Here is a 20,976-nt window from a genome sequence, read left to right as displayed (position 1 = left end):
AAAATTAACCCTAAAAACTTATATAAATAATATGTCTGGATTTAAAAGAGAAATTAAGCTATTTGATGCCGTAATGTTGGTTTCAGGATCGATGATCGGTTCGGGGATTTTTGTAGTGAGTGCCGACGTAGCTCGTCAAACGGGCTCAGCTGGCTGGCTTTTGTGTTCGTGGTTGTTGGCTGGCTTGCTTACTATGACAGGGGCTTTGTGCTATGGCGAACTCACATCCATGTATCCACAGGCTGGTGGGCAGTATGTCTATTTGCAAAAAGCTTACGGCAGATTGTTGGCGTTCTTATATGGCTGGTCTTTTTTTGCGGTTATTCAAACAGGCACTATAGCAGCGGTGGCTGTTGCTTTCGCTAAATATACCGGAGTATTGTTTCCATCTATAATCAACGACACTGATGTTTGGCTTGGATTGGGTGATACCTCGTTTAAAATTACTCCTCAGAGGGTACTGGCTATTTCGAGTATTATACTTTTAACATGGGCCAACACCAATGGCGTAAATTATGGTAAAATAATTCAAAATATTTTTAGCTCTACAAAATTGGTGGCCATTGGTTTATTGATAGTTCTTGGATTTGCTCTTGGAGCCAATGCCGATGTGATATCTTTAAACTTTGGTGATATGTTTACGGCTAGTAAATCAGAGTCTGTAGATGGCATACTGAATGTAACGAACCTTTCTTTATTGGGGGTTATAGTGGCTTTGGGTGTAACACAGGTAGGTACGCTTTTTTCATCAGATGCTTGGAATGGGCTCACGTTTGCTGGTGACGAAGTGGTGAACCCTAAGAAAACCATTCCTCGTGGAATGGCCATTGGAACTATATTAGTTACGGTTTTATATTTCCTAATGAATCTTTCTTATTTGAGTATTTTGCCACTCAAGGGTGATCCCAATGGAGTAGATGTGATGGCAAGAGGAATTCAATTTGCGTCTGAAGATAGAGTTGCAGCCGCAACAGCCATCATTATTGGTGGAGCAAAATTTGCAATATTTGTGGCTATCTTAATTATGATTTCTACTTTTGGGTGCAATAATGGCCTTATACTTTCTGGCTCAAGAGTATATTATACAATGGCAAAAGATGGTTTATTTTTTAAGAGTTTTGGTAAACTCAACGCCAATGGCGTGCCGCAAAATGCACTTTGGTGGCAATGTTTTTGGGCTTCTTTCTTGTGTTTTACGGGTAAGTATGGTGATTTGCTCGATTATCTGATGGGTGTAGTTATCTTGTTTTATGCATTTACTATTCTTGGGATTTTTATTTTGCGTAAAAAAGAACCTTCAATCGAAAGACCAGTAAAAGCTCCACTTTTCCCACTTTTACCAGCATTGTATGTATTCCTTTCCCTTTCATTGGTGATTATTTTGTTCATCGAAAAGCCTCAGTTTACCATTCCTGGATTGTTTATTGTAGCTATTGGTATTCCAATATATTATATTTTCAGTAGAATAAATAAGCCATCTGAAGAATAAGAATTGATTCTTGATATAAGAATTGGGCATTTATGACAACCATATTTTCTGATGTTTTTTTTATTAAAAAACTTATTGGGAAATATGGTTTTCTTAATTTTTTAGAAAATATGATCTAATTTTGAATTTAAACTTATTGATCTTGAAAATTTTCGGTTTTTCTTTTTGTCTTTTAATACTCGTTCTGGCTTGTAAAGACCCTGTTGCAGAGCCCCTTCCGATTCCTAATCCCAAGCTAGCCGTTTCTAAAAATCAAGTAGATTTGGGAAATATAAGTTCAACATCTAAGTCTTATATAAAACTGAGAAAGGACGGTATTGGTCAAATAAAATATTCGGTTTCTTCGAACAAAAGTTGGTTGGTGCTTGATAACCAAACTGGCTCATTAAGCTTTCTGGCTGATACATTAAAGTTTCATGTAGATTTGCTTTCAAAAGACTTAGTGGAGGGTGACAATTCTGCTATTTTAACCGTAAAATCTTCAATTAATGATGTAGATGCACCCGATTACTTGGTAGAGATAAAAGGGAAGTTTGCTCCGACTCTCTTGCAAACTACTGTTGCCAGCATAGCATTAGGCACTATAAAAAAAGCAGTAAGTACCCAAATAAATTTCAAAAAAATTGGCTTAGAAAAAATGACTTACGAGGTCGTTTCTGATAAGCCGTGGGTTAAAATCAATAAAACGAGCGGCTCTATTATCACAAATGATTCATTATCAGTCAGTGTAGATCCAACTTCACTTTCAGCTGGCCCTTTTGAAGCCAAGGTTACTATTACACCTAAAGTATTGGGCGTTGTGGGCAAACCAAGTGTGGTCACAATATCTGGTACTTACGATGACACCATCACGGGCACTATAGAAGGACATACACTCAGTAAAAACGAAACATGGACAGGGAATATTAATCTTAATGGAGATATTAATATACCAAAAGGGCTTACACTAACTTTGAAGCCAGGAACAATTATAAAAGTAAAAAAACTATCTAGTTTATTGGTGATAAATGTTTTGGGTAAACTGATTGCCAATGGAGATCCGTCTAAAATCATAGAACTTAGATCAGCGGAATCTTCAACAACAGATAGTGATTGGGGCGGTATAGTGTCACAGTATGACATCGAAACTTCTTACGTTTTAATCAAAAACGCCAAAGTAGGAATCAATTTTGAGAATGTGTCTGTGTCTTCATTCGGCACGGCATTGCCCAATATCCACCATGTGTTTTTTGATAATTGTGTCATCGGAATTTTGGATTTGAAGTCTAATATCGAATCAGCCTTGAAAAATCTAAGTTTTAGAGATATTTATTTCTTTAGTTTGAAATTTGTTGATACCAAAAAAGTGAATATTCAAGACTGCGAGTTTTTAGGAGATTATTGTTATATCGATGTGAATGTATCGAGCAACAACAGTATAATCAGTTTCCTTAATTCAAATTTTGCCAAGAAGAAATTTAGTCATCAAACACATTTGGAGGTAATAGATGGATTTAAGAACAATACAATTACGGCTTCTAACTGTTTTCAATTGATTCCAAATCAGACGTTATCTATAAATGGCAATAAGTTTTCGGCAACCAATGCGAGTAGTTTTGCCAATGTAAATATCGGTTGTGGTTTTGTGAACAAGTATGCTCAAGGTAGAGTAAGAGCAAAATAAAAGAGGCCGAAGCCTCTTTTGTTACTTTATATATTTCTTTAAAGTATCTAAAAACCTGTCGGCCTCGGCTTTTGTAATGGCTAAGCTTGGAAGTAATCGGATGGTATTTGAGCCAGCCACACCAGTAAAAATGTGATCTTCAAACAGCATTTTATTCCTGATTTCTCCAACGGGTTCACTGAGTTCTATGCCTATCATTAGTCCCTTTCCTCTTATTTCTTTGATATTTTTAAATTTTCTCAATTCCGTCAAAAGGTAAGTGCCCACTTCAGCGGCATTTTCAACCAGTTTTTCTTTCTTGATTACATCTAAAACAGCTATTGCGGCAGCACAGGCCAAGTGATTTCCCCCAAAAGTTGTTCCCAAAAGACCGTGTTTGGCCTGGAATTTTGGTGAAATCAAAATTCCGCCAATAGGAAAACCATTGCCCATACCTTTGGCCATGCAGACAATGTCAGGTTTTACTTTGTAATGCTGGAAAGTAAAAAACTTTCCAGAACGACCATATCCACACTGTACAGAATCATGAATAAATATTGCCCCAGTTTTATCACAAGAAGTTCTGATGGCTTTCATGAATTCTTCGGTAGCTACCTGAATTCCACCCACACCTTGAATTCCCTCCACTATTACAGCACATGTTGTGTTGTCAATGGCTTTTTTTGTGGCTTCAACATCATTGAAAGGAACAAAAACTACATGGTCAGCAAAATTTATTGGGGCTTTTATGGAAGGGTTGTCAGTTACTGCAACAGCAGCCGAAGTTCTACCATGAAAGCTCTTCGTAAAAGCTACAATTTTCGTTCTACCCGTGTGAAAGGAAGCCAGTTTAAGGGCATTTTCGTTGGCTTCGGCTCCAGAATTTGCTAAAAATAAGCTGTAGTCTTTTAGCCCAGAAAGTTTCCCTAGTTTATCAGCAAGATCATCTTGCAGTGGAATTTTCACTGAATTGGAGTAAAAACCGAGGTTTTTTATCTGTTTTGTAAGCTTTTTTACATAATGTGGATGCGAATGACCGATAGATATCACCGCATGACCACCATACAAATCTAAATATTCCTGACCTTTTTCGTCCCAAATGGTGCTTCCAAGAGCTTTTACGGGTTCTATATTGTTTATTGGATATACGTCAAATAATTTCATTTTTCTTGATTTTAGAATCCTACACTTTTTAAATTTAACCCAGTCGTTTCTGCCAATCCAAAGGCGAGGTTCATGTTTTGTACCGCTTGACCTGATGCTCCTTTTACCAAGTTATCGATAATTGAAGTTATCAAAAGCTTATTGCCGTGTTTTTGTATTTCCAAAATGCACTTATTGGTATTTACAACTTGCTTGATGTCTATTGGGCTTTTTGAAATGGTACAAAAAGGATGCTCGGCATAATATTTTTCAAAAACAGCAACAGCATTTTCTAAAGTTCCATCAAAGTCCAAATACACATTTGCCATAATACCTCGTGTAAAATTTCCTCGGTAAGGAATGAAGTTTATCTCTTTTTCAAATCCGGTTTGAAGCTGCTTTAAACTTTGGCCAATTTCAGCCAAGTGTTGATGCGTAAATGCCTTATAGATAGATATATTGCTGCTCCTCCAGCTAAAGTGCGTGGAAGGACTAAGCGACTGTCCTGCACCAGTAGAGCCCGTTACTGCACTTACATGTATCTCAGAATTTAATAAGCCATTTGCCGCTAATGGAAGCAAGGCTAACTGAATAGAAGTAGCAAAGCAACCTGGATTGGCTATTTTATTTGAAGTTTTTATTCTCTCACGATTCAGTTCTGGCAAACCATATACAAAACCGTTTGTTTCGTCTCGGTAGTCGGTACTTAGGTCTATTATTTTAACTGAATTAGGTACATTGTTCTCAGCCAAAAACTTGGCCGATTGTCCATGTCCTGAACAAAGGAATATTACATCAACCGACTCAAATGGCAATTTATCGGTGAAAAGTAACTCAGTTTCGCCCAGTAAATCGGTGTGCGTGCTATAAACTGGCTTGCCAGCTTGGCTCTGAGAATTGACAAATACCAATTCCGCTGATGGATGATTGATTAGTATTCTTAGTAGTTCGCCGCCAGTGTAGCCAGCTCCACCTATGATTCCAATTTTTATGGAGTTCATTAAAATAAGTTTTTTGAAAAAATGATAAAAAAGAATATTTCGGATGAGGTAAATCTCATCGGAGGGTGTTTCGAATCGGTCTTCGAAAGGGCGATATGAAATGGAGTATTCTCAATTTTGCTTCTTATCGTTGCAAAAATAATTAAATCTTGTTAAGAAATTTAATAATTTTAGTTTGTTTTGATGATATAGGTTAATTTTACTTTTTCAAAATCATAAAATCTAAAGATGTTAATCAACCAAATAGTGTGGGACGTGTCGCCAACTATTGTTAAAATAGGAACTTTCGAAATTCGTTGGTATGGTCTTTTGTTTGCCATGGGATTTCTTATTGGCTTTCAGATAATTGCTCGAGTTTTTAAATTCGAAAACAGAGATGAAAAGGATTTGGATAAGTTGCTGCTTACCATGATTCTATCTATCGTTTTAGGTGCTAGGATCGGTCATTATGTGTTTTATGAAGGCGGCCATTTTATGGACAATCCATTGGCTTTTTTATGGGATATGCTCGTTCCACCTTATTCTGGCTTGGCAAGCCATGGTGCTGCTTTCGGTGTATTGATAGGGTTGATAATCTTTAAGAAAAGAAACCCAAGTTATGATTATTTGTGGCTGACCGACCGTATGGTAATCGTGAGTGCATTGGGAGGGGCTTTTATTAGATTTGGTAATTTTATGAATTCCGAAATAGTAGGAAAAGCCACTGATAAGCCTTGGGGAGTGTTATTTAAGCAAAATTTTGAATTTGAGCAAGTTCCACGTCATCCAGCACAGTTATATGAATCTATAAGTTGTTTGGTGCTTTTTGTGATATTATTCTTTTTGTATGAACGTTGGAAGGCGAAAACACCAAGAGGTTTATTGACTGGTATTTTCTTCGTTTGGATATTTGGATTGAGATTTTTCTACGAGTTTTTGAAAGAAAATCAAGAGAAATTTGAAGATACGATGGCTTTAAACATGGGTCAAATTCTAAGTATTCCGGTCATTCTTTTTGGTATTCTTGTGATGGTGAGAGCTCTGAAAGAGAAGCCGATTGCATGATTATTGTAACGAATAATTAGATGGTCCTTTTTGTTAATGAGTTTCTTCTTAATTTATCATACCCAAAGCTCTCCTAATTTTTCTAGTCACTTCCATTACCCATTGTGGAATCAAATGGTCTCTAAGTACTAGTTTTAGTTGAGGTATATTTGGATACATCAAAGAAATGTATTTGGCTGCAATTCTCAATTTTTTGAAATACAAACTCTGGTATTGCTTTGAATTTAGCAATAAATAGTACCAGCCGCCCAAGTTTCGTTTGAACTTATCATGAAATTTGTATCCTGTATCTTTATCGAGATTGGTGTACATCATTATTCTATTTTCCAAAAACTTGGCGTCGTCTTTGTGATCGGTATTGCTTGCCCCCGCAGAATGTCTTCTGTAGGCGGCGGTTACGTCTGGTAAATATTTAATTTTTCCGTGTCTTGCGGCCAACATAATCATTGGAATGTCACCACTTTTGGTTTTATGAAACCACGGTTGCACCGGAAAAATGGAAGACATCGTATAAAAAAGTGTAGCCGTACCCATAAACCATACTTCTGTTTCAGCTATTAGGTCTTTAAGCTCAAAAACGTCCTTTTCTATAGTTGAATTTAACAAATAAGGTTCTTCGTTATTTTCAAAAAACTCCACTCGTGTATTGGTGAAACAAATGGCAAAGTCTGGATTTTGCTCCATAAAATCTGTCTGTTTCTGGAGTTTTAAGGGGTCTATCCAATAGTCGTCACCCTCAAGGGCCGCCATGTATTTGCCTTGTGAGTTTTCGAGTATTCGTATAGAGTTCGGTTGCGGACCACCGTTAGTTTTGCCTCTTACTACTTTTATGAGCTCAGGGTATTCTGCAGCGTATTGGTCAACAATCTGGCTGGTACCATCGGTTGAGTGGTCGTCGCCAATGATAATTTCGAAAGAGAAGTTAGTCTTTTGATTTACAACACTTTCTATCGACTGAGTAATGAATTTGGCGTGATTGTAAGTGAGTAAATGTACACTTACCAATGGCTTTTGGTTTTGCATTCTTTCTTAAAAGAAAGAAACAGGAAGGTTAATTTCCTGCTTCTTTGTAAACTTAATATTTTATTGAAAACATTACTAATTTTTTATAAAAATTAGGCAGTCATCAATTCTTTTATGTCTTGAATTATTTTATCTGCAAGGTTGTCTGCCTTAGTCTCAAATTCACTCTCTGCATAAATTCTTATTATGGGCTCAGTATTAGATTTTCTCAAATGTACCCATTCTTTATCGAAATGGATTTTTACGCCATCTCTTGTATCCAGATTATACTTAGTGTATTTTTTTTGAATTTTTTCCAAAATCAAATCAACATTGGTGCCTTGATCAAGCTCAATTTTCTTTTTGGCAATGAAATAATTCGGGTATTTTTTTCTTAAAAAACCAACGGGTTTATTGAATTTGGCCAAATGGGTAAGGAACAGTGCGATGCCAACTAGAGCATCTCTTCCATAATGAAGTTCTGGGAAGATAATTCCTCCATTGCCTTCACCACCTATTATAGAGCCCATTTCTTTCATTTTTTCCACCACGTTTACCTCACCCACAGAGGCCGAAAAATACTCGCCTCCATGTTTTTCGGTTACGTCTTTAAGTGCCATTGTAGAGGATAAATTGGAAACGGTCGTATTTTTTTGCTTTTTGTTAATGCTTAAAATATAATCAGCTACCGCTACCAAGGTATATTCTTCGCCAAATGGTTCACCGTCTTCACATATCAAAGCTAATCTGTCAACGTCAGGGTCAACCACAATGCCTAGGTCATAGTCACCTTTTTTCATTTCACCAGAAATTTCTCTGAGGTTTTCAGGAAGTGGCTCAGGATTATGAGCAAATATCCCTGTTGGTTCACAGTTCAGTTCCTTGATTTCTTCAACGCCTAAGGCTTTTAATAAAAGAGGCACAGCAAAACCTCCAGAAGAGTTTACTGCATCTACAACTATTTTGAAGTTGGCACTTTTAATAGCTTCTGCGTTTACAGAAGATAGCTTCAGTATAGCATCTATATGTTTTTGAAGATAGGTATCGTTGATTTCGTATTTACCAAGTTGTTTGACTTCTGCGAAGGTAAAATCTTCATTTTTGGCAATTTCAAGTAGTTTTTCACCATCAGAGCCGGAGATGAATTCTCCCTTCTCATTTAGCAGCTTTAAGGCATTCCACTGTATAGGATTGTGACTTGCTGTTAGTATTATTCCTCCACCAGCATTTTCCAGTGGCACAGCCATTTCTACAGTAGGAGTGGTGGAAAGGCCTAAATCTACCACATCAATACCCATGCCTGTAAGAGTGGCAGTTACTAAGTCTGATACCATTTTGCCCGAAGGACGGGCATCTCTACCAAGCACAACTTTTTTGTTTACTTCAGGTTTACTTAGAATTGTTGCTGCAAAGGCGGCAGTAAATTTCACAACATCAAGTGGAGTTAAACATTCTCCACTTTTTCCTCCAATAGTACCTCTAATTCCAGATATAGATTTTATTAACGTCACGTAGAATATAAATTAGGGTTCAAATTTAACATTAGTTTTCGGTTTTTTAGTCTTATATTTTTAGCAATTTTTTTTAAACTACTATTGTTTTGCTTATCAATGTAATCAGCATCTTTTATTATTAAATTTGAAATAAAGTATGTACTTGTTCTAGTGTATTACTTTGTTTCTTTAATAGTAACCAGTGTGTTTAGTACTGAGTCAATGTGCCCTGAAGCCCTAAAAGTTCCTCTCACAGGATTAAGGCCTGCTGATTCTATTGAAGCAGCTAAGGCAATATAATTTTTATCTACAACTCGTCCCTCAGTTGGGTCAAATCCTCGCCACCCACCACCAGGGAGAAGTACTTCTACCCAGGCATGCAAATCATGTTGATGTAATTCGCTTCCATACAAATAGCCACTCACAAATCTAGCAAGAATACCTACTGAAGCACACACTTCTATCATAAAAACCGAAAAATCTCTGCAGGAACCACTCTGGCTTTTTAGGGTTTCGTCGGCCGAGACTGCGTCTCCCCGTTCTCTAGAGATATAACGAAAGTTTTTGTGTATTTGTGTGGTTACTTCCATTAAAAAATCAATTGTGCTGTAATTTGCTTTTTCTGCAACACTCAAGGCATATTCCTTTACTTGATCTGATATTACTTTACTATTTAAGATAAACTCAACATATTTTTCCATCCTTTGCGGATACTTAAATGGTATTTTGGCACATTCAAATGGAAAAAACACGAAGTTAAGTCCTTTGAAATTGTCAGTTTTTATACTGAATTTTGAACTTACTTCAAAGGTTTTTAATCTTTGATTTATAAAACATACATGTTGTATATTGCCTTCTTGGTCAATATTTTTATTAAGCAAATCAGGCTTAGGCAATATACCAAGCTCATGAATTATAAGGTACTGGTAGGGGGTAGGTTTAGGGCTTAAGAAAAAATAATGTGGGTTGAGACCCACATAGTCAGAGTACGAATAGCTTAGTTGATGCTCAACTTCTAAAATCATCTTATTTTTTTCTAAGTAAAGGGTCTATCCAGTCTATGGGTAGTTTTTGTACAGAGTTGTTGAGTAGAGCGTTCCACTGATATGAGATGTGTTCTAAGTCATGTTTTTCGAAAGTATGCTCCACAATGTTGAAGCTGTCTTTTTCATAAATTAGCACATCAATCGGAAAATCTACATCATTGGCACTCACTCTTGTTGAGTCAAAAGCCAAGAATCCCAATTTTAAAACTTCTTCAAACGGACTTGAATATTTTATGTTTCTATGCAAAATAGGTTTTCCATAACCAGAGTTGCCTATAATTATAAACTGAGAACCTTCTGTTACCTCAATCCAGTTACCTTCGGGGTATAGCAGAAACAACTTGTGTTCTTTGTCGTTTTGTAGTTGACCTCCAACTATTGCCGATAGGTTAAATCTCAATCCAGCATTAATTAAAGATTCCTTATCTTCTGCTGCTACTCTTTTTAATTGATTCCCAAATGCATTTACTGCCAGAAATAACTTGTCAAAATTATTGTCTTCTTTGTCTAAAACTTCCTGAAAATATGTGATAGCTTTGTCTCTCACAGACCTCAAACCGGCTGTCATTATAAACAATGAATGATTTTTTACTTGGTGAACCGAGAGCTTTTTTTCGCTCGAAACCTCACTTCCTGAGGTTATTCTTCTGTCTGAAATAGCTACTAATCCTTGGGCTGTTTTTACTCCTAAACAAAAAGTCATTTTATTGTTGTAATATTGTTTCGACGCAAATTTAGTGTATTTGGTCTGTATTATTTCCCCAAACTAGGCAAAATAGACCTTAAATATTTCTTGGTCTATATTGTTGTTTTTTACCTGAAAGTCATTCAAGTATTTGTGCAGCCCATATTTGATAATTTCGCTAGTTTCTGTGAAGTCAATTTCGTGCTTTAGCTGAGTGATAGACTTTTCTGCATTGTTTGAATAGCTATCTTGAGGCCTAGTTCCTGAAATTCTATAGATGGCGTATTCAGCTTTCTTTATGCTATGACAAATAGCCCTCGGAAAATCACGGTCTTTTATCAAAAACTCTATGATGTTTTCCTGTTTTAAGCTTTTATATTGTTGGCGATACATATTAAAAGCACTTACCGATTTCAACACTGCCGACCAAACCAACAAATCCTGAGGATTGGCGGTTTTAACGTCTGAAACAGACTTAAAGTTGAAATACCCAATATCCAAAAACCTAGAGGTTTTGTCGGTTCTTTCTAAAAACTTACCCATGTTTGCAAAATAATAGGCTTCATCTCTGAGCAAAGTGCCGTCTATCATGCCTGCAAAGAGCTGGCACTGCTGTTTTATGTTTTCATAAAATTTGGGAAGTTCCTCAAAGTCAAGTTTTTTGTTTGTAGAAAATTGCTTGAAACTCAAATAGAAACTATTTAAGTGCTCCCAGATTTCTTTTGGGAGAGTTTCTTTTACCGTTCTTGCGTTTTCACGGGCATTGCCTAGAATATTATAGATAGAGTTTGGGTTTTGAGGATCAAAGGTTATAAAATAAATTATCTTATCTTCGGTTTCTTCTGGATAGAGCTTGTCAAAAGTTTCTTTGTCGTGTGTGGCTTCGAGCAACAAACCCCAGTGCTCAGAAATCATTCCAGGCAAATCATAAGAAAGATTGATATTGACACTTACAAAACGAGCGTAATTTTCAACTCGCTCAATGTAGCGATTCATCCAATAGATGGAATTAGCAACTCTACTTAACATTTTTCTTTGGTTTTATTATATTTCAAATATACCCAAATATTGAATTCCTGCAAATTGTTAAGGAATTATTAAAATAAATTCATCAAAAAATCTCAATTTTTGATTTTTCTCGCAAAAACGAATGAATCTCGAAAGGTTTTAGAAGCTCTTTGAGATTTATAGTAAAGCATGTTCCATAAATCAAAGAGTCGAGTACTTCATCTGACAATTCTAATTCACATGAATAATTTTCAAAAAAAGACATAAAAAAAGCGAGTCTTAAAAAGACTCGCTAAATATGGGGAGTGGTGCGGCATCCCGTGCTGCGGCATCCCGACTAATGGGGCGACGTACGAATTATTTTTGCTAGTAATTTTTGAGAAAAGGACATAAAAAAAGCGAGTCTTAAAAAGACTCGCTAAATACGGGGAGGCTAATGGGGCTCGAACCCACGACCCCCGGCACCACAAACCAGTGCTCTAACCAACTGAGCTATAACCTCCGTATTGAATTGGAGTGCAAAATTAGGCAAAAAAATGATTCTGTCAAATTTTGAATGAGTTTTTTTATTTACTTTTTTCTTCCAAAAAACTGCCTTATTTTTGACTAAAATTGGGTTTTCTCTATAAATCAAAAAAATGAGATGTTTAAACTACACAAAAAAGTAGCAGTAGTCACTGGAGGAGCCAGTGGTATTGGACTCGAAATTTCAAGGGCTTTTGCCAAGCAAGGAGCCACTGTGCATATCTTTGAACTGAACATTGATCTTGCTGAGCGTGAAGCGGATCTTATAAATGCCAGTGGGGGAAAGGCATATTGTCATAAAGTAGACGTGTCTAACCAAGAAGTGGTGATGAGAAAAATGGCCAAGATTAATGCCATTCAGCCGATAAATATTTTGGTCAATAACGCTGGTATAGCACACATCGGCACTGTAGAAACCACAGAGGAGGCTGATATGGACAGAATTTACAGTATTAATATCAAAGGCCCGTATAATTGTATGCATGCTGTTATACCGTTTATGATTAAGAACGACGGAGGTGTAATCATCAATATGGCATCGATAGCGGCCACGGTGGGCATTCCAGACCGATTTGCCTATTCAATGAGTAAGGGGGCGATTTACAGCATGACTTTGCAGGTGGCTCGTGACTATGTAGCGGATAATATCCGTTGCAATAGCGTGTCGCCGGCCAGAGTGCATACGCCTTTTGTGGATGGTTTCATCAAGAAAAATTACCCAGGAAAAGAAAAAGAAATGTTTGAGAAACTGTCAAAAACTCAGCCGATAGGTCGTATGGCTAAGCCTGAAGAAATAGCGGCTTTGGTGGTTTACTTGGCATCTGATGAAGCCAGTTTCGTGACTGGAAACGACTATGTGATTGATGGGGGATTTGTGAAATTAAACAATTAACATCGGACAAAACGCTGAAAACTATACATTTATTCAAAAAAAGCCAAGCTTTGAAAACATGGAGATAATGACTTCTTCGTGCAAAAGAGACTTGGCGGTTTAAAACAAAAAAATATGAAATTAATAAGATTTGGAGCTTTTGAAAACGAAAAACCTGGCGTATTAACAGCAGACGGAAAAAGGCTTGACGTGAGTGCTTTTGGTGAAGATTACAACGAGAAATTCTTTGCTACTAACGGTTTAGAAAGATTAGAGGCATGGTTGAAAACAAACGAATGTCCTGAAGTTTCGGAAAGCGAAAGATTGGGCTCTTGCGTGGCGAGGCCTTCAAAAATTATATGTATTGGACTAAATTACGCCAAACACGCAGCAGAATCAGGAATGGATGTGCCGAAGGAACCTGTGGTTTTCTTCAAAGCTACTACGGCTCTTTGTGGACCAAATGACGATGTGATAATTCCGAGAAATTCGGTAAAAACTGACTGGGAAGTAGAATTGGCGGTTATAATTGGCAAAAAAGCTTCATACATTACGGAGGAGTCAGCCATGGACTATGTGGCGGGTTATGCTTTGCACAATGATTACTCTGAGCGTGAGTTTCAGTTGGAGCGTGGCGGACAGTGGGTGAAGGGAAAATCATGTGATACTTTTGCACCATTGGGGCCGTTTATGGCTACCAAAGACGAAGTTAATGACCCACATAATTTGAATCTTTGGCTAGAATTGAACGGCAAAAAAATACAGGATTCGAATACCAACGATCTGATATTCAATATACCACAGGTGGTAAGTTATTTGTCCAACTTCATGACTTTGCTCCCAGGCGATGTAATTTCTACTGGTACACCAGCGGGTGTGGGACTAGGTTTTAAACCACCGATGTACCTTAAAGCTGGTGATGTGGTTAAGCTTGGTATTGAAGGACTTGGGCAGCAGAAGCAGATCGCTGTGGCTTGGGTGTAATATCAATCGTGATTTGCAATAATAAAGGTATCAAAAGGTTTAAAAGTCTTTTGATACCTTTTTTGTTATTTCGAAATAAAACATAAATTGCATTTCCAAAACATAAATTCAAATGAAAAAACTAATCCTAGCTCTTTTAATTCCCTTTATTGGTTTTTCTCAAACCAAAATTTCCTCAAAGATAGTTTCTGTAACAGTTTACAAATCTGGTGCTCAAATTACCAGAGAAGCTATAGCGGACCTTAAAAACGGAGAGAATAATTTAGTCATAAAAGGTGTTTCACCCGAATTAGATAAAAACAGTATTCAGGTTAAATTCATGGATGCTACCATTTCCTTAAATTCTCTTTCACATCAATTAAGCCTAAACAATGAGGAAGATTATGTACAGATGAATGCCAAGATTATTAAAAGCAATAATGCCATAAATGAAGAGAAAAAGAGGCTTAAGATAGAGCAAACTTTGTTGGATTATCAAGAAAAAATGCTCTTGAGCAATCAGAATGTAGGTGGAACTTACTCTGGTATGAAACCAGAGGATTTGACAAAAACGGTTGATTATTTCGATGCCAAAATGAAGAAGGTGCTTAATGCTAAATATAATGCCAACAGAAAATTAGATTCTTTGGAGATTGAAATAAAAGAAAACAATCGAAAATTGAATGATTTGGGGCAAAACAATGAGAATAAGCTTTCTGAGATAGTGATAAATCTGAAAGCCAAACAGAATAAGAGTCAAACAAAGATAATTGTCACTTACTTTCTTCAAAATGCTGGATGGTCGCCTTCTTACGATTTTAATGCATTGAGCTTGGATAAGCCCCTTAATGTTTTATACAAAGCCAAAGTTTATCAATATTCGGGGGAAGATTGGAAAGACGTAAAAGTTACTTTGAGCAACTCTCTTCCCAAAAAGAATTCGACCATTCCAGAGTTGAAAATGTGGATTTGGGGTATTCCAAATGATTATTCTCAATATACTGGTGAAATAAAGACCTCACAAAAACTTTCTGAGATTTGGGGAGTGGTTAAGGATGAAGAGGGCAATCCTCTTCCCGGTGCAGTGATTCAATTAAAGGGAACTTCTCTTGGAACCTCAACGAATATAAATGGCTCATACCGAATTACTATTCCAAGCGATAAAATTGGTTTAAGAAATGAGCTGCAATTTTCATTTGTAGGATATATTTCACAATCTATAAAAGCAGATAATTCGCCAATAAATGTTATTCTGAAAGAAGATTCTCAACTTTTGCAAGAAGTAGTTGTAACTGGATATGGAACTTCGATTAAAAAGAATGCAACTGGTTCCGTTACTGTTGTTTCTGGTAGGTCGGCAGGTGTACAAGTCACCCGCTCGTTAATTGAAGAAAAAGAAAAACCAGCATCATTAGAGTTTACATTGAATGATGTATTGACTTTGAATTCTGATGGAAAAGAAAAAACGTTGGACTTGAAAGAATTAGAAATTCCAGTCGAATATTTATACAAATCAACTCCAAAAATAGACCCTGCGGCATTTCTTACTGCTCAAATTATGGATTGGGAACAGTTTAATTTTATAGATGGAGAAGCAAACCTTTATTTTGAAGGTACGTTTTTAGGTAAATCCGCATTGGATTTGTCAAACAAGGATACGCTGAATCTTTCACTTGGTAGAGACCAAAGTATAAAAGTTGAAAGAAAGCAATTAAAGAAATATTCTAAAAAACAGTCATTTGGACAGAATATTCAGTCGCAATATGTTTTTGATATTTCAGTAAGAAATACCAAAAATCAAGATATTAGAATAATTGTAGAAGATCAGTTTCCTATTACAGCGAACAAAGACGTAGATATTTCAGACAAAGAAGCCCCAGAAAGCAAAATAGATAAAGATTCTGGAATTATTAGATGGGATATAAATCTTAAAAAATCATCTGAGAAAATTCTAAAATTAAGTTATGCGGTTAAGTATCCGAAGAATCTTATGGTAGAGGAAGAATAATCTAAGGAATATTAATTATGGAAGAATATTATATAGCCTACAAACTAATTCCGAAAATGGGGTTATCGTGGCTGACACCTTCATTTTTTGCTTTTTTGGGTTTTATCTTTCTAATGTATCATTTTAGGATGAAGCAAGAGTTGTTTTCTAGAGAAGCATTTTTCGGAATTCTATTTCTAATTGCAGGTGTTTTTATTCCCTATAAACTATATCAAAGTGAATGTGAAAACTTTCATGAATTGAATGATAAAATTTCGAAAAAATAATTCAAAGAAATCAAAGGTAAAATTGAAGATTTTATGCCAGTCCATGGTAAAGGATTGGAGAGTTTCAAAATCGCTACAATTTTATTCGAATACAACGATTACCAAGACAATTCTGGGTTTCATCAAACTTGTTCACAAGGTGGGCCAATTTGTAAAAATGGATTAAATGTAGATATAAAATATGTTGAATATCAGGATGGTAATAATATCATCGAGCTGAAAATTCTAAAGTAGAATTAAAAATTATTTTTAACATATTGAATACTAGTGATGTACTTCCTTAAGAGTTAATAGGATTTATCAGACTTTCTATTTCTCTTTTTAGAATTGGCATGTGATTTATCAGTATCGCCCAAATGTTTTCATCAGAAACACTATCGTATCCGTGAATTATTTGATTTCTTAGTCCAATAATTCGTTTTGCATTTGAAATTGCAATTTCAGAATCTTCTTTTAAAATTCGGCTCATGGCTTCTCCCACAATTTCAAGGTTTCTTTCAATGGCTCGTTTTAGAAGAAGATTCTTTTTGTAGGCTCCAAATTGTTTTGGCTGAATGGAAAGAAAATTTTCTATTTCTTCAATTGCATATTTAATGTCGTACAGACATTTAAGCACTTTTTCGCTCATAAACCAATATTTTTTCTCTGTCCAGTACTTTTCTAAAAATTGGGTTTCTTACTGCTTGGTTTTCAACCAAATCTACTTTTCTTTCAAAAAGTACTTCTAATTTTTCTTTCAAGTCCATGTAATTTTCGAAATAGTGTTTTAAATCTACTTCTGCAAATTGAATTAGCATGTCAACATCACTAGACTTGTTGAATTTATCGGTGAGAACAGATCCGAAAAAATATAATTCACTCACATTATGGGTTTCACATAATGTTGAAAGAGCCTTCTCATTATTTTTCAAAATGTCCATTCACTTAATTCTCCAAAGAACCGTTTTGTCTTCTACAAATATCTCAAATTTTATTGGTTATTCAAAAACGCATCTTGAATTCCATCTTCCTTGCTAAATTCCTTATCATTCCACCACAGGTTTTTTATTTTCATTACTTTTGTAAAATTAGTTTTTCAAGAACTCTGCGGAATTATGCATGATGATGTCGAAAGACATTTGAGAAATACTATTTCTTGCGTCTTAGCGAGCAAGCGGTTAAAAAAATAAACCAATGAAACAAAACCTTACTACTTGTCCCAACTGCGGCCATCAATTTGATGCGGGCGAAGCTTTGCAAAAACATCTCGAAATAGAACTCAAGAAAGGTATTGAAGCCCAAGAGAAAATAAATGCTTTGAAAATAGAGGAGTTGAAAGCTAAAATGGCGGAAGAGAAGCGGGTTTTTGAACAAGAAGAAAAGAAAAAAATGTGGGCAATAGCCCAAACCGAAGCTCAAAAACGTTCTGACGAGAAAAATGCCGCCATGCTGGCTGCACTTAAAGAAGACAATGAGCAGAAACAAAAACAGATAATTCTTAGCAGAGAAAAAGAAATAGAGCTTTTGAAAAAAGAGCAAGAACTGAAAAATCAGCAGGAATTGATGAAGATTCAGCTCGAAAAAACGATGCTCGAAAAAACAAAAGACATAGAAGAAGCCGCCAAAAAGCGAAAGGACGACGAGTTCGAGTTGGTCAAGAAGGATTTTGAGCAAAAACTAAAAGCCCAAATGGATCTCGTGAACGAGATGAAACGAAAAGCCGACCAAGGATCCATGCAGCTGCAAGGCGAAGTGCAAGAATTGGCCATAGAATCTATGCTAACGCAGGCTTTTCCGTATGACCAAATAGAGGAAATAAAAAAAGGACAACGTGGTGCGGACGCAGTTCAGACGGTTATCAATGAGTTTGGGCAGATTTGTGGCAAAATTATTTTTGAAAGCAAACGCACACAGAATTTTGGTGGTGATTGGATAGAAAAATTGAAGACTGATCAACGTGAAACAGGAGCAGAAATAGCAGTTTTAGTAACTCAAACAATGCCTAAAGAAATGGATAGGTTTGGGGAAAAAGAAGGTGTTTGGGTCTGTGGTTTTCATGAAATAAAGAGCTTGGTGTTTGTTTTGAGGGAGATTTTGATACGAACACAGATGGCTAAGTCTGTGAATGATAATAAAGCGGATAAGATGAGTGTTTTGTACAATTTTCTGACCAGCAGTCAGTTTAAACAACAGATGGAAGCCATTGTAGACGGTTTTTCTAATCTCAAAAATGAGCTTGACAAAGAAAAACGGGCCATGCAAAGAATTTGGAAAGAACGAGAGATGCAGATTGAAAAAGTGATTGGAAACACAATAGATATGTATGGTAGCATAAAAGGAATTGCAGGAAACGCAATTTCGCCCATTCAATATCTCGAACTTGGAGACGGTGATGAGTCAGAAACTGACTGATAAATAGTTTTTTCCTGAATAAATGGCTACTGAAACTACACTTCTATAAAATTATTTATTGTTTCAACCATTTTAGGCATGAATTTGGATTTCAAATTTGTAGCCAAATTACTATTTTTCTAATATGAAACGAATTACGATATTATTGCTTGTCCTATTGTCTGTAAAAGTCAATGCCCAAACCGACTGTAACTGTCAGAAAAACTTCGATGAAATTTACCAGAAAGTAAGAGATAATTATTCTGCTTATAGTTTGAAAGTAAATGCAACTACGAAGCCTGCTTTCGACGCCTTATCTAAAAAAGTTAAGGAAAAGTCAGCCGGAGTTACCGATCCCAAAGAATGCTACACTATTCTTAAAGAATGGACAGAGTTTTTTAAAGACGGTCATTTGTTTATTAATACCCAAACTCCTTTTGTGGTAGAAGAGCCAAAAGAGGTAATTGCAAAAAGAGCTGCGGCTATTCCTACACAAAAATTTATATCAGAACAGACTTTTCAAGCTCATTTGACAACAAATTTAGCCAAACTTTCTTTCGTAGAAGGTATATGGGAAAGTGATGATAAAGTTTACAGAATAGGTATCTTAAAGGACGCCGTAAATGCAAATAAGTTTTATGGTTTTCTTTTGAACAAAAGAGATAATTTATGGGTAATTGGTAAAACGAAATTTGTATTAGAACAATTATCGGAGTTTAAATTCAAAACAACCTATTACTATGCTGATTTTACACCAGAAATTACCATAACCAATGTGGTAAAGAATCTTTTGGTAATGGAGAACATTTATAAATTCAATAAGTTAAGTCCTATTCCAAAAGAGTTCGCTTCACAAGATGATTTGATTCATAGAATTCCTGATTATAGAATTGAAAAACTCGATTCAAACAATACATTATTGAAACTGCCGCCATTCACAATGGCTAACGTTGAGCTATATGTAAGTGAGATGGTTAAACAAAACGACGCTCTTTTGAGGTCAAGTAAAAACTTAATTATCGATTTAAGGAACAATCCAGGAGGGGATGAAAGTGTATTTGATGCTATTTTTCCATACATAGCTAACGGGCCAATAGTTCGGCGAGGATCAAAAATCAGAGCATCAATGGAAAATCAAATATTGCTCAATCATGAATTAAAGGCTATTCAGGATTATCCACAATATGCCAAGGTTCTCGATCCAAAGTTGAGAGATATTATTAGGAAAATGCAAATGAATCCAGGAGCAATTATCACCGCTTCAGATAGGACTTTTAATTTTCCTACAAGTGTTGCTAATCCCAAAAAGGTGGTGATTCTTGTAGATAAAAATACGGCTAGCTCTGCCGAAAGTTTGAGTTTGGAAGCCAGACAAAGCTCCAAAACCATTATCATGGGAACCAATTCAAAGGGGGCTTTTGACTACACCGAAGTGCGTGATTGGGGACTTCCTTGCTACGCATGGAGGCTGGCTTTGCCGCTAGGGTATAGCTACAGATTGCCATTGACCCCATTAGAAGGAATAGGTATCAAGCCTGATGTTAGAATTCCAGATTCAGAGGCCGATTGGATAGGTTTTGCAGTAAAATATCTCAATACACTGAAATAATGATTTGTTAATAAAAGCCTCCTATTTTGGTATTCATGGTCGGAAGATTAAATATCTTCCGGCCATTTTTTGTTATTAATGATTTGTCGTTGTCTTAGACTTATGAATTTGTATCTTTGGCTACGCTTTCTTAAAATCTAATGACAAATTTCAAGAACCACAAGGTATCAGTAAGCCAACTGATAGGGTTAATACCAGAGGCTTTATTAACCCACCTATCCTCTAATACGAATGTTGACTATTATACTAAAGTATTGCATGCCAAAAAGGTATTCTATCTACTACTTTATGGAATTCTAGACAATGAGAAATTAAGCCAACGCACTTTAGAAGATACTTTTAACGATTCGGGATTTAAAGTACTGTTTGACTTAGATGAAAGGGAAACCGTAGTCAGAAGCTCCATTTCGGAAAGGCTTTCAAAGATTCTATCATTACTTTATGGAATTCTAGACAATGAGAAATTAAGCCAACGCACTTTAGAAGATACTTTTAACGATTCGGGATTTAAAGTACTGTTTGACTTAGATGAAAGGGAAACCGTAGTCAGAAGCTCCATTTCGGAAAGGCTTTCAAAGATTGACTATCATTACTTTAAGGAAGTCTATGAGTTCATCTACACTACTTTTTCAGATTATTATGCTTATAGTGAGCAGTTAAAGTACAATTTGATTCGGGTAGACAGCACCATGGTGAGTGAGATGTCTGGCAAACTTAAAGAGGGGCTCGATAATAAAAGCGGAAAGAAATCTGTAAAATATTCTGTGACATTTGATGGAATACTTCCTTCTGGTTTTGAGGTATTTACGCA

At 36.1% G+C, this 20,976-nt stretch carries 18 protein-coding genes, 1 tRNA gene and 1 pseudogene; 10 read left to right on the top strand and 10 right to left on the bottom strand.

The genetic code is table 11. The annotated features are described in order from the left end of the window. Nucleotides 1-31 precede the first annotated feature (31 nt). Both EGI26_RS06060 and EGI26_RS06055 read left to right on the top strand, forming a co-directional pair. Nucleotides 32-1,489, top strand: coding sequence for an APC family permease (locus EGI26_RS06060; protein WP_255077052.1), 1,458 nt, complete (start codon nt 32-34; stop codon nt 1,487-1,489). 142 nt (nt 1,490-1,631) lie between these two features. Beyond that, nucleotides 1,632-3,152: a BACON domain-containing protein gene (locus EGI26_RS06055; protein WP_255077050.1), complete on the top strand. Its 1,521-nt coding sequence runs from the start codon at nt 1,632-1,634 to the stop codon at nt 3,150-3,152. Nucleotides 3,153-3,173: 21 nt separating this feature from the next. Here the strand turns inward: EGI26_RS06055 and EGI26_RS06050 are convergent, their stop codons facing one another. Together EGI26_RS06050 and argC are read right to left on the bottom strand one after the other, a co-directional pair. Continuing rightward, nucleotides 3,174-4,295 (bottom strand): aspartate aminotransferase family protein, encoded by a 1,122-nt coding sequence (locus EGI26_RS06050; protein ID WP_255077048.1) that lies wholly within the window; start codon nt 4,293-4,295, stop codon nt 3,174-3,176. A gap of 11 nt (nt 4,296-4,306) precedes the next feature. Further along, nucleotides 4,307-5,275: an N-acetyl-gamma-glutamyl-phosphate reductase gene (argC, locus tag EGI26_RS06045; RefSeq protein WP_255077047.1), complete on the bottom strand. Its 969-nt coding sequence runs from the start codon at nt 5,273-5,275 to the stop codon at nt 4,307-4,309. A gap of 228 nt (nt 5,276-5,503) precedes the next feature. On the opposite strand from argC, the gene lgt reads away from it, so the two are divergent. Continuing rightward, nucleotides 5,504-6,319, top strand: a complete 816-nt coding sequence (gene lgt / locus EGI26_RS06040; protein WP_255077046.1) for a prolipoprotein diacylglyceryl transferase — start codon at nt 5,504-5,506, stop codon at nt 6,317-6,319. Between the two features lie 48 nt (nt 6,320-6,367). On the opposite strand, the gene EGI26_RS06035 is transcribed toward lgt, so the two are convergent. The 6 genes from EGI26_RS06035 to EGI26_RS06010 all read right to left on the bottom strand — a co-directional run bounded on the left by EGI26_RS06035 (nt 6,368) and on the right by EGI26_RS06010 (nt 12,055). Continuing rightward, complete coding sequence (locus EGI26_RS06035; RefSeq protein WP_255077043.1) at nt 6,368-7,342, bottom strand: glycosyltransferase; 975 nt, start codon at nt 7,340-7,342, stop codon at nt 6,368-6,370. Nucleotides 7,343-7,434: 92 nt separating this feature from the next. Then, nucleotides 7,435-8,832: a phosphoglucosamine mutase gene (glmM, locus tag EGI26_RS06030; protein ID WP_255077042.1), complete on the bottom strand. Its 1,398-nt coding sequence runs from the start codon at nt 8,830-8,832 to the stop codon at nt 7,435-7,437. A gap of 158 nt (nt 8,833-8,990) precedes the next feature. Next, on the bottom strand, nt 8,991-9,839 hold the full coding sequence (locus EGI26_RS06025) for a transglutaminase family protein (protein ID WP_255077038.1): 849 nt from the start codon (nt 9,837-9,839) through the stop codon (nt 8,991-8,993). Nucleotide 9,840: 1 nt separating this feature from the next. Next, nucleotides 9,841-10,563: a peptidase gene (locus EGI26_RS06020; RefSeq protein WP_255077031.1), complete on the bottom strand. Its 723-nt coding sequence runs from the start codon at nt 10,561-10,563 to the stop codon at nt 9,841-9,843. A gap of 63 nt (nt 10,564-10,626) precedes the next feature. After that, entirely contained in the window at nt 10,627-11,574 is a 948-nt protein-coding gene (locus tag EGI26_RS06015; protein WP_255077029.1) for an alpha-E domain-containing protein, read from the bottom strand. A gap of 407 nt (nt 11,575-11,981) precedes the next feature. Continuing rightward, nucleotides 11,982-12,055: transfer RNA gene (locus EGI26_RS06010), tRNA-His, on the bottom strand. 141 nt (nt 12,056-12,196) lie between these two features. Between EGI26_RS06010 and EGI26_RS06005 the strand changes: the two genes are divergently transcribed. The 4 genes from EGI26_RS06005 to EGI26_RS05990 all read left to right on the top strand — a co-directional run bounded on the left by EGI26_RS06005 (nt 12,197) and on the right by EGI26_RS05990 (nt 16,420). Next, on the top strand, nt 12,197-12,970 hold the full coding sequence (locus EGI26_RS06005) for an SDR family NAD(P)-dependent oxidoreductase (protein ID WP_255077026.1): 774 nt from the start codon (nt 12,197-12,199) through the stop codon (nt 12,968-12,970). A gap of 114 nt (nt 12,971-13,084) precedes the next feature. Next, nucleotides 13,085-13,933 (top strand): fumarylacetoacetate hydrolase family protein, encoded by an 849-nt coding sequence (locus EGI26_RS06000; protein ID WP_255077025.1) that lies wholly within the window; start codon nt 13,085-13,087, stop codon nt 13,931-13,933. Between the two features lie 112 nt (nt 13,934-14,045). After that, complete coding sequence (locus EGI26_RS05995; RefSeq protein ID WP_255077024.1) at nt 14,046-15,920, top strand: DUF4139 domain-containing protein; 1,875 nt, start codon at nt 14,046-14,048, stop codon at nt 15,918-15,920. A 299-nt stretch (nt 15,921-16,219) separates the two neighbouring features. Next, entirely contained in the window at nt 16,220-16,420 is a 201-nt protein-coding gene (locus EGI26_RS05990) for a hypothetical protein (RefSeq protein WP_255077023.1), read from the top strand. Between the two features lie 46 nt (nt 16,421-16,466). On the opposite strand, the gene EGI26_RS05985 is transcribed toward EGI26_RS05990, so the two are convergent. Together EGI26_RS05985 and EGI26_RS05980 are read right to left on the bottom strand one after the other, a co-directional pair. Beyond that, complete coding sequence (locus EGI26_RS05985) at nt 16,467-16,814, bottom strand: DUF86 domain-containing protein (protein ID WP_255077022.1); 348 nt, start codon at nt 16,812-16,814, stop codon at nt 16,467-16,469. Further along, nucleotides 16,795-17,106 (bottom strand): nucleotidyltransferase family protein, encoded by a 312-nt coding sequence (locus EGI26_RS05980; protein WP_255077019.1) that lies wholly within the window; start codon nt 17,104-17,106, stop codon nt 16,795-16,797. Before EGI26_RS05980 ends, EGI26_RS05985 begins: the two co-directional genes overlap by 20 nt. A 253-nt stretch (nt 17,107-17,359) precedes the next feature. Here EGI26_RS05980 and EGI26_RS05975 point away from each other — a divergent pair, with 253 nt between their 5' ends. The 3 genes and pseudogenes from EGI26_RS05975 to EGI26_RS05965 form a co-directional block, all read left to right on the top strand. Next, a complete protein-coding gene (locus EGI26_RS05975; protein WP_255077018.1) occupies nt 17,360-18,577 on the top strand; it encodes a DUF2130 domain-containing protein in 1,218 nt (405 codons plus the stop codon). 124 nt (nt 18,578-18,701) lie between these two features. Continuing rightward, the gene (locus EGI26_RS05970) at nt 18,702-20,165 is read left to right on the top strand and encodes a S41 family peptidase (RefSeq protein ID WP_255077017.1); all 1,464 of its coding nucleotides are present in this window, start codon (nt 18,702-18,704) and stop codon (nt 20,163-20,165) included. Between the two features lie 140 nt (nt 20,166-20,305). Further along, nucleotides 20,306-20,976: pseudogene (locus tag EGI26_RS05965) on the top strand (hypothetical protein); the annotation flags it as partial.

The organism is Lacihabitans sp. CCS-44 (assembly GCF_024343735.1).
Classification (GTDB): domain Bacteria; phylum Bacteroidota; class Bacteroidia; order Cytophagales; family Spirosomataceae; genus Leadbetterella.
Note: the sequence above shows the minus strand (reverse complement) of the source record. Positions and strands in the feature narration are given on the sequence as shown.

Bases quoted from the DNA above. Each gene is read 5' to 3' on its own strand.
- EGI26_RS05970 (WP_255077017.1), top strand. From the start codon at position 18,702: ATGAAACGAATTACGATATTATTGCTTGTCCTATTGTCTGTAAAAGTC.
- EGI26_RS06000 (WP_255077025.1), top strand. From the start codon at position 13,085: ATGAAATTAATAAGATTTGGAGCTTTTGAAAACGAAAAACCTGGCGTA.
- EGI26_RS06060 (WP_255077052.1), top strand. From the start codon at position 32: ATGTCTGGATTTAAAAGAGAAATTAAGCTATTTGATGCCGTAATGTTG.
- EGI26_RS06025 (WP_255077038.1), bottom strand. From the start codon at position 9,839: ATGATTTTAGAAGTTGAGCATCAACTAAGCTATTCGTACTCTGACTAT.
- EGI26_RS06020 (WP_255077031.1), bottom strand. From the start codon at position 10,563: ATGACTTTTTGTTTAGGAGTAAAAACAGCCCAAGGATTAGTAGCTATT.
- EGI26_RS05985 (WP_255077022.1), bottom strand. From the start codon at position 16,814: ATGAGCGAAAAAGTGCTTAAATGTCTGTACGACATTAAATATGCAATT.
- EGI26_RS06015 (WP_255077029.1), bottom strand. From the start codon at position 11,574: ATGTTAAGTAGAGTTGCTAATTCCATCTATTGGATGAATCGCTACATT.
- EGI26_RS05990 (WP_255077023.1), top strand. From the start codon at position 16,220: ATGCCAGTCCATGGTAAAGGATTGGAGAGTTTCAAAATCGCTACAATT.
- lgt (WP_255077046.1), top strand. From the start codon at position 5,504: ATGTTAATCAACCAAATAGTGTGGGACGTGTCGCCAACTATTGTTAAA.
- EGI26_RS06050 (WP_255077048.1), bottom strand. From the start codon at position 4,295: ATGAAATTATTTGACGTATATCCAATAAACAATATAGAACCCGTAAAA.
- EGI26_RS06005 (WP_255077026.1), top strand. From the start codon at position 12,197: ATGTTTAAACTACACAAAAAAGTAGCAGTAGTCACTGGAGGAGCCAGT.
- argC (WP_255077047.1), bottom strand. From the start codon at position 5,275: ATGAACTCCATAAAAATTGGAATCATAGGTGGAGCTGGCTACACTGGC.
- EGI26_RS05975 (WP_255077018.1), top strand. From the start codon at position 17,360: ATGAAACAAAACCTTACTACTTGTCCCAACTGCGGCCATCAATTTGAT.
- EGI26_RS05980 (WP_255077019.1), bottom strand. From the start codon at position 17,106: ATGGACATTTTGAAAAATAATGAGAAGGCTCTTTCAACATTATGTGAA.
- EGI26_RS06035 (WP_255077043.1), bottom strand. From the start codon at position 7,342: ATGCAAAACCAAAAGCCATTGGTAAGTGTACATTTACTCACTTACAAT.
- EGI26_RS05995 (WP_255077024.1), top strand. From the start codon at position 14,046: ATGAAAAAACTAATCCTAGCTCTTTTAATTCCCTTTATTGGTTTTTCT.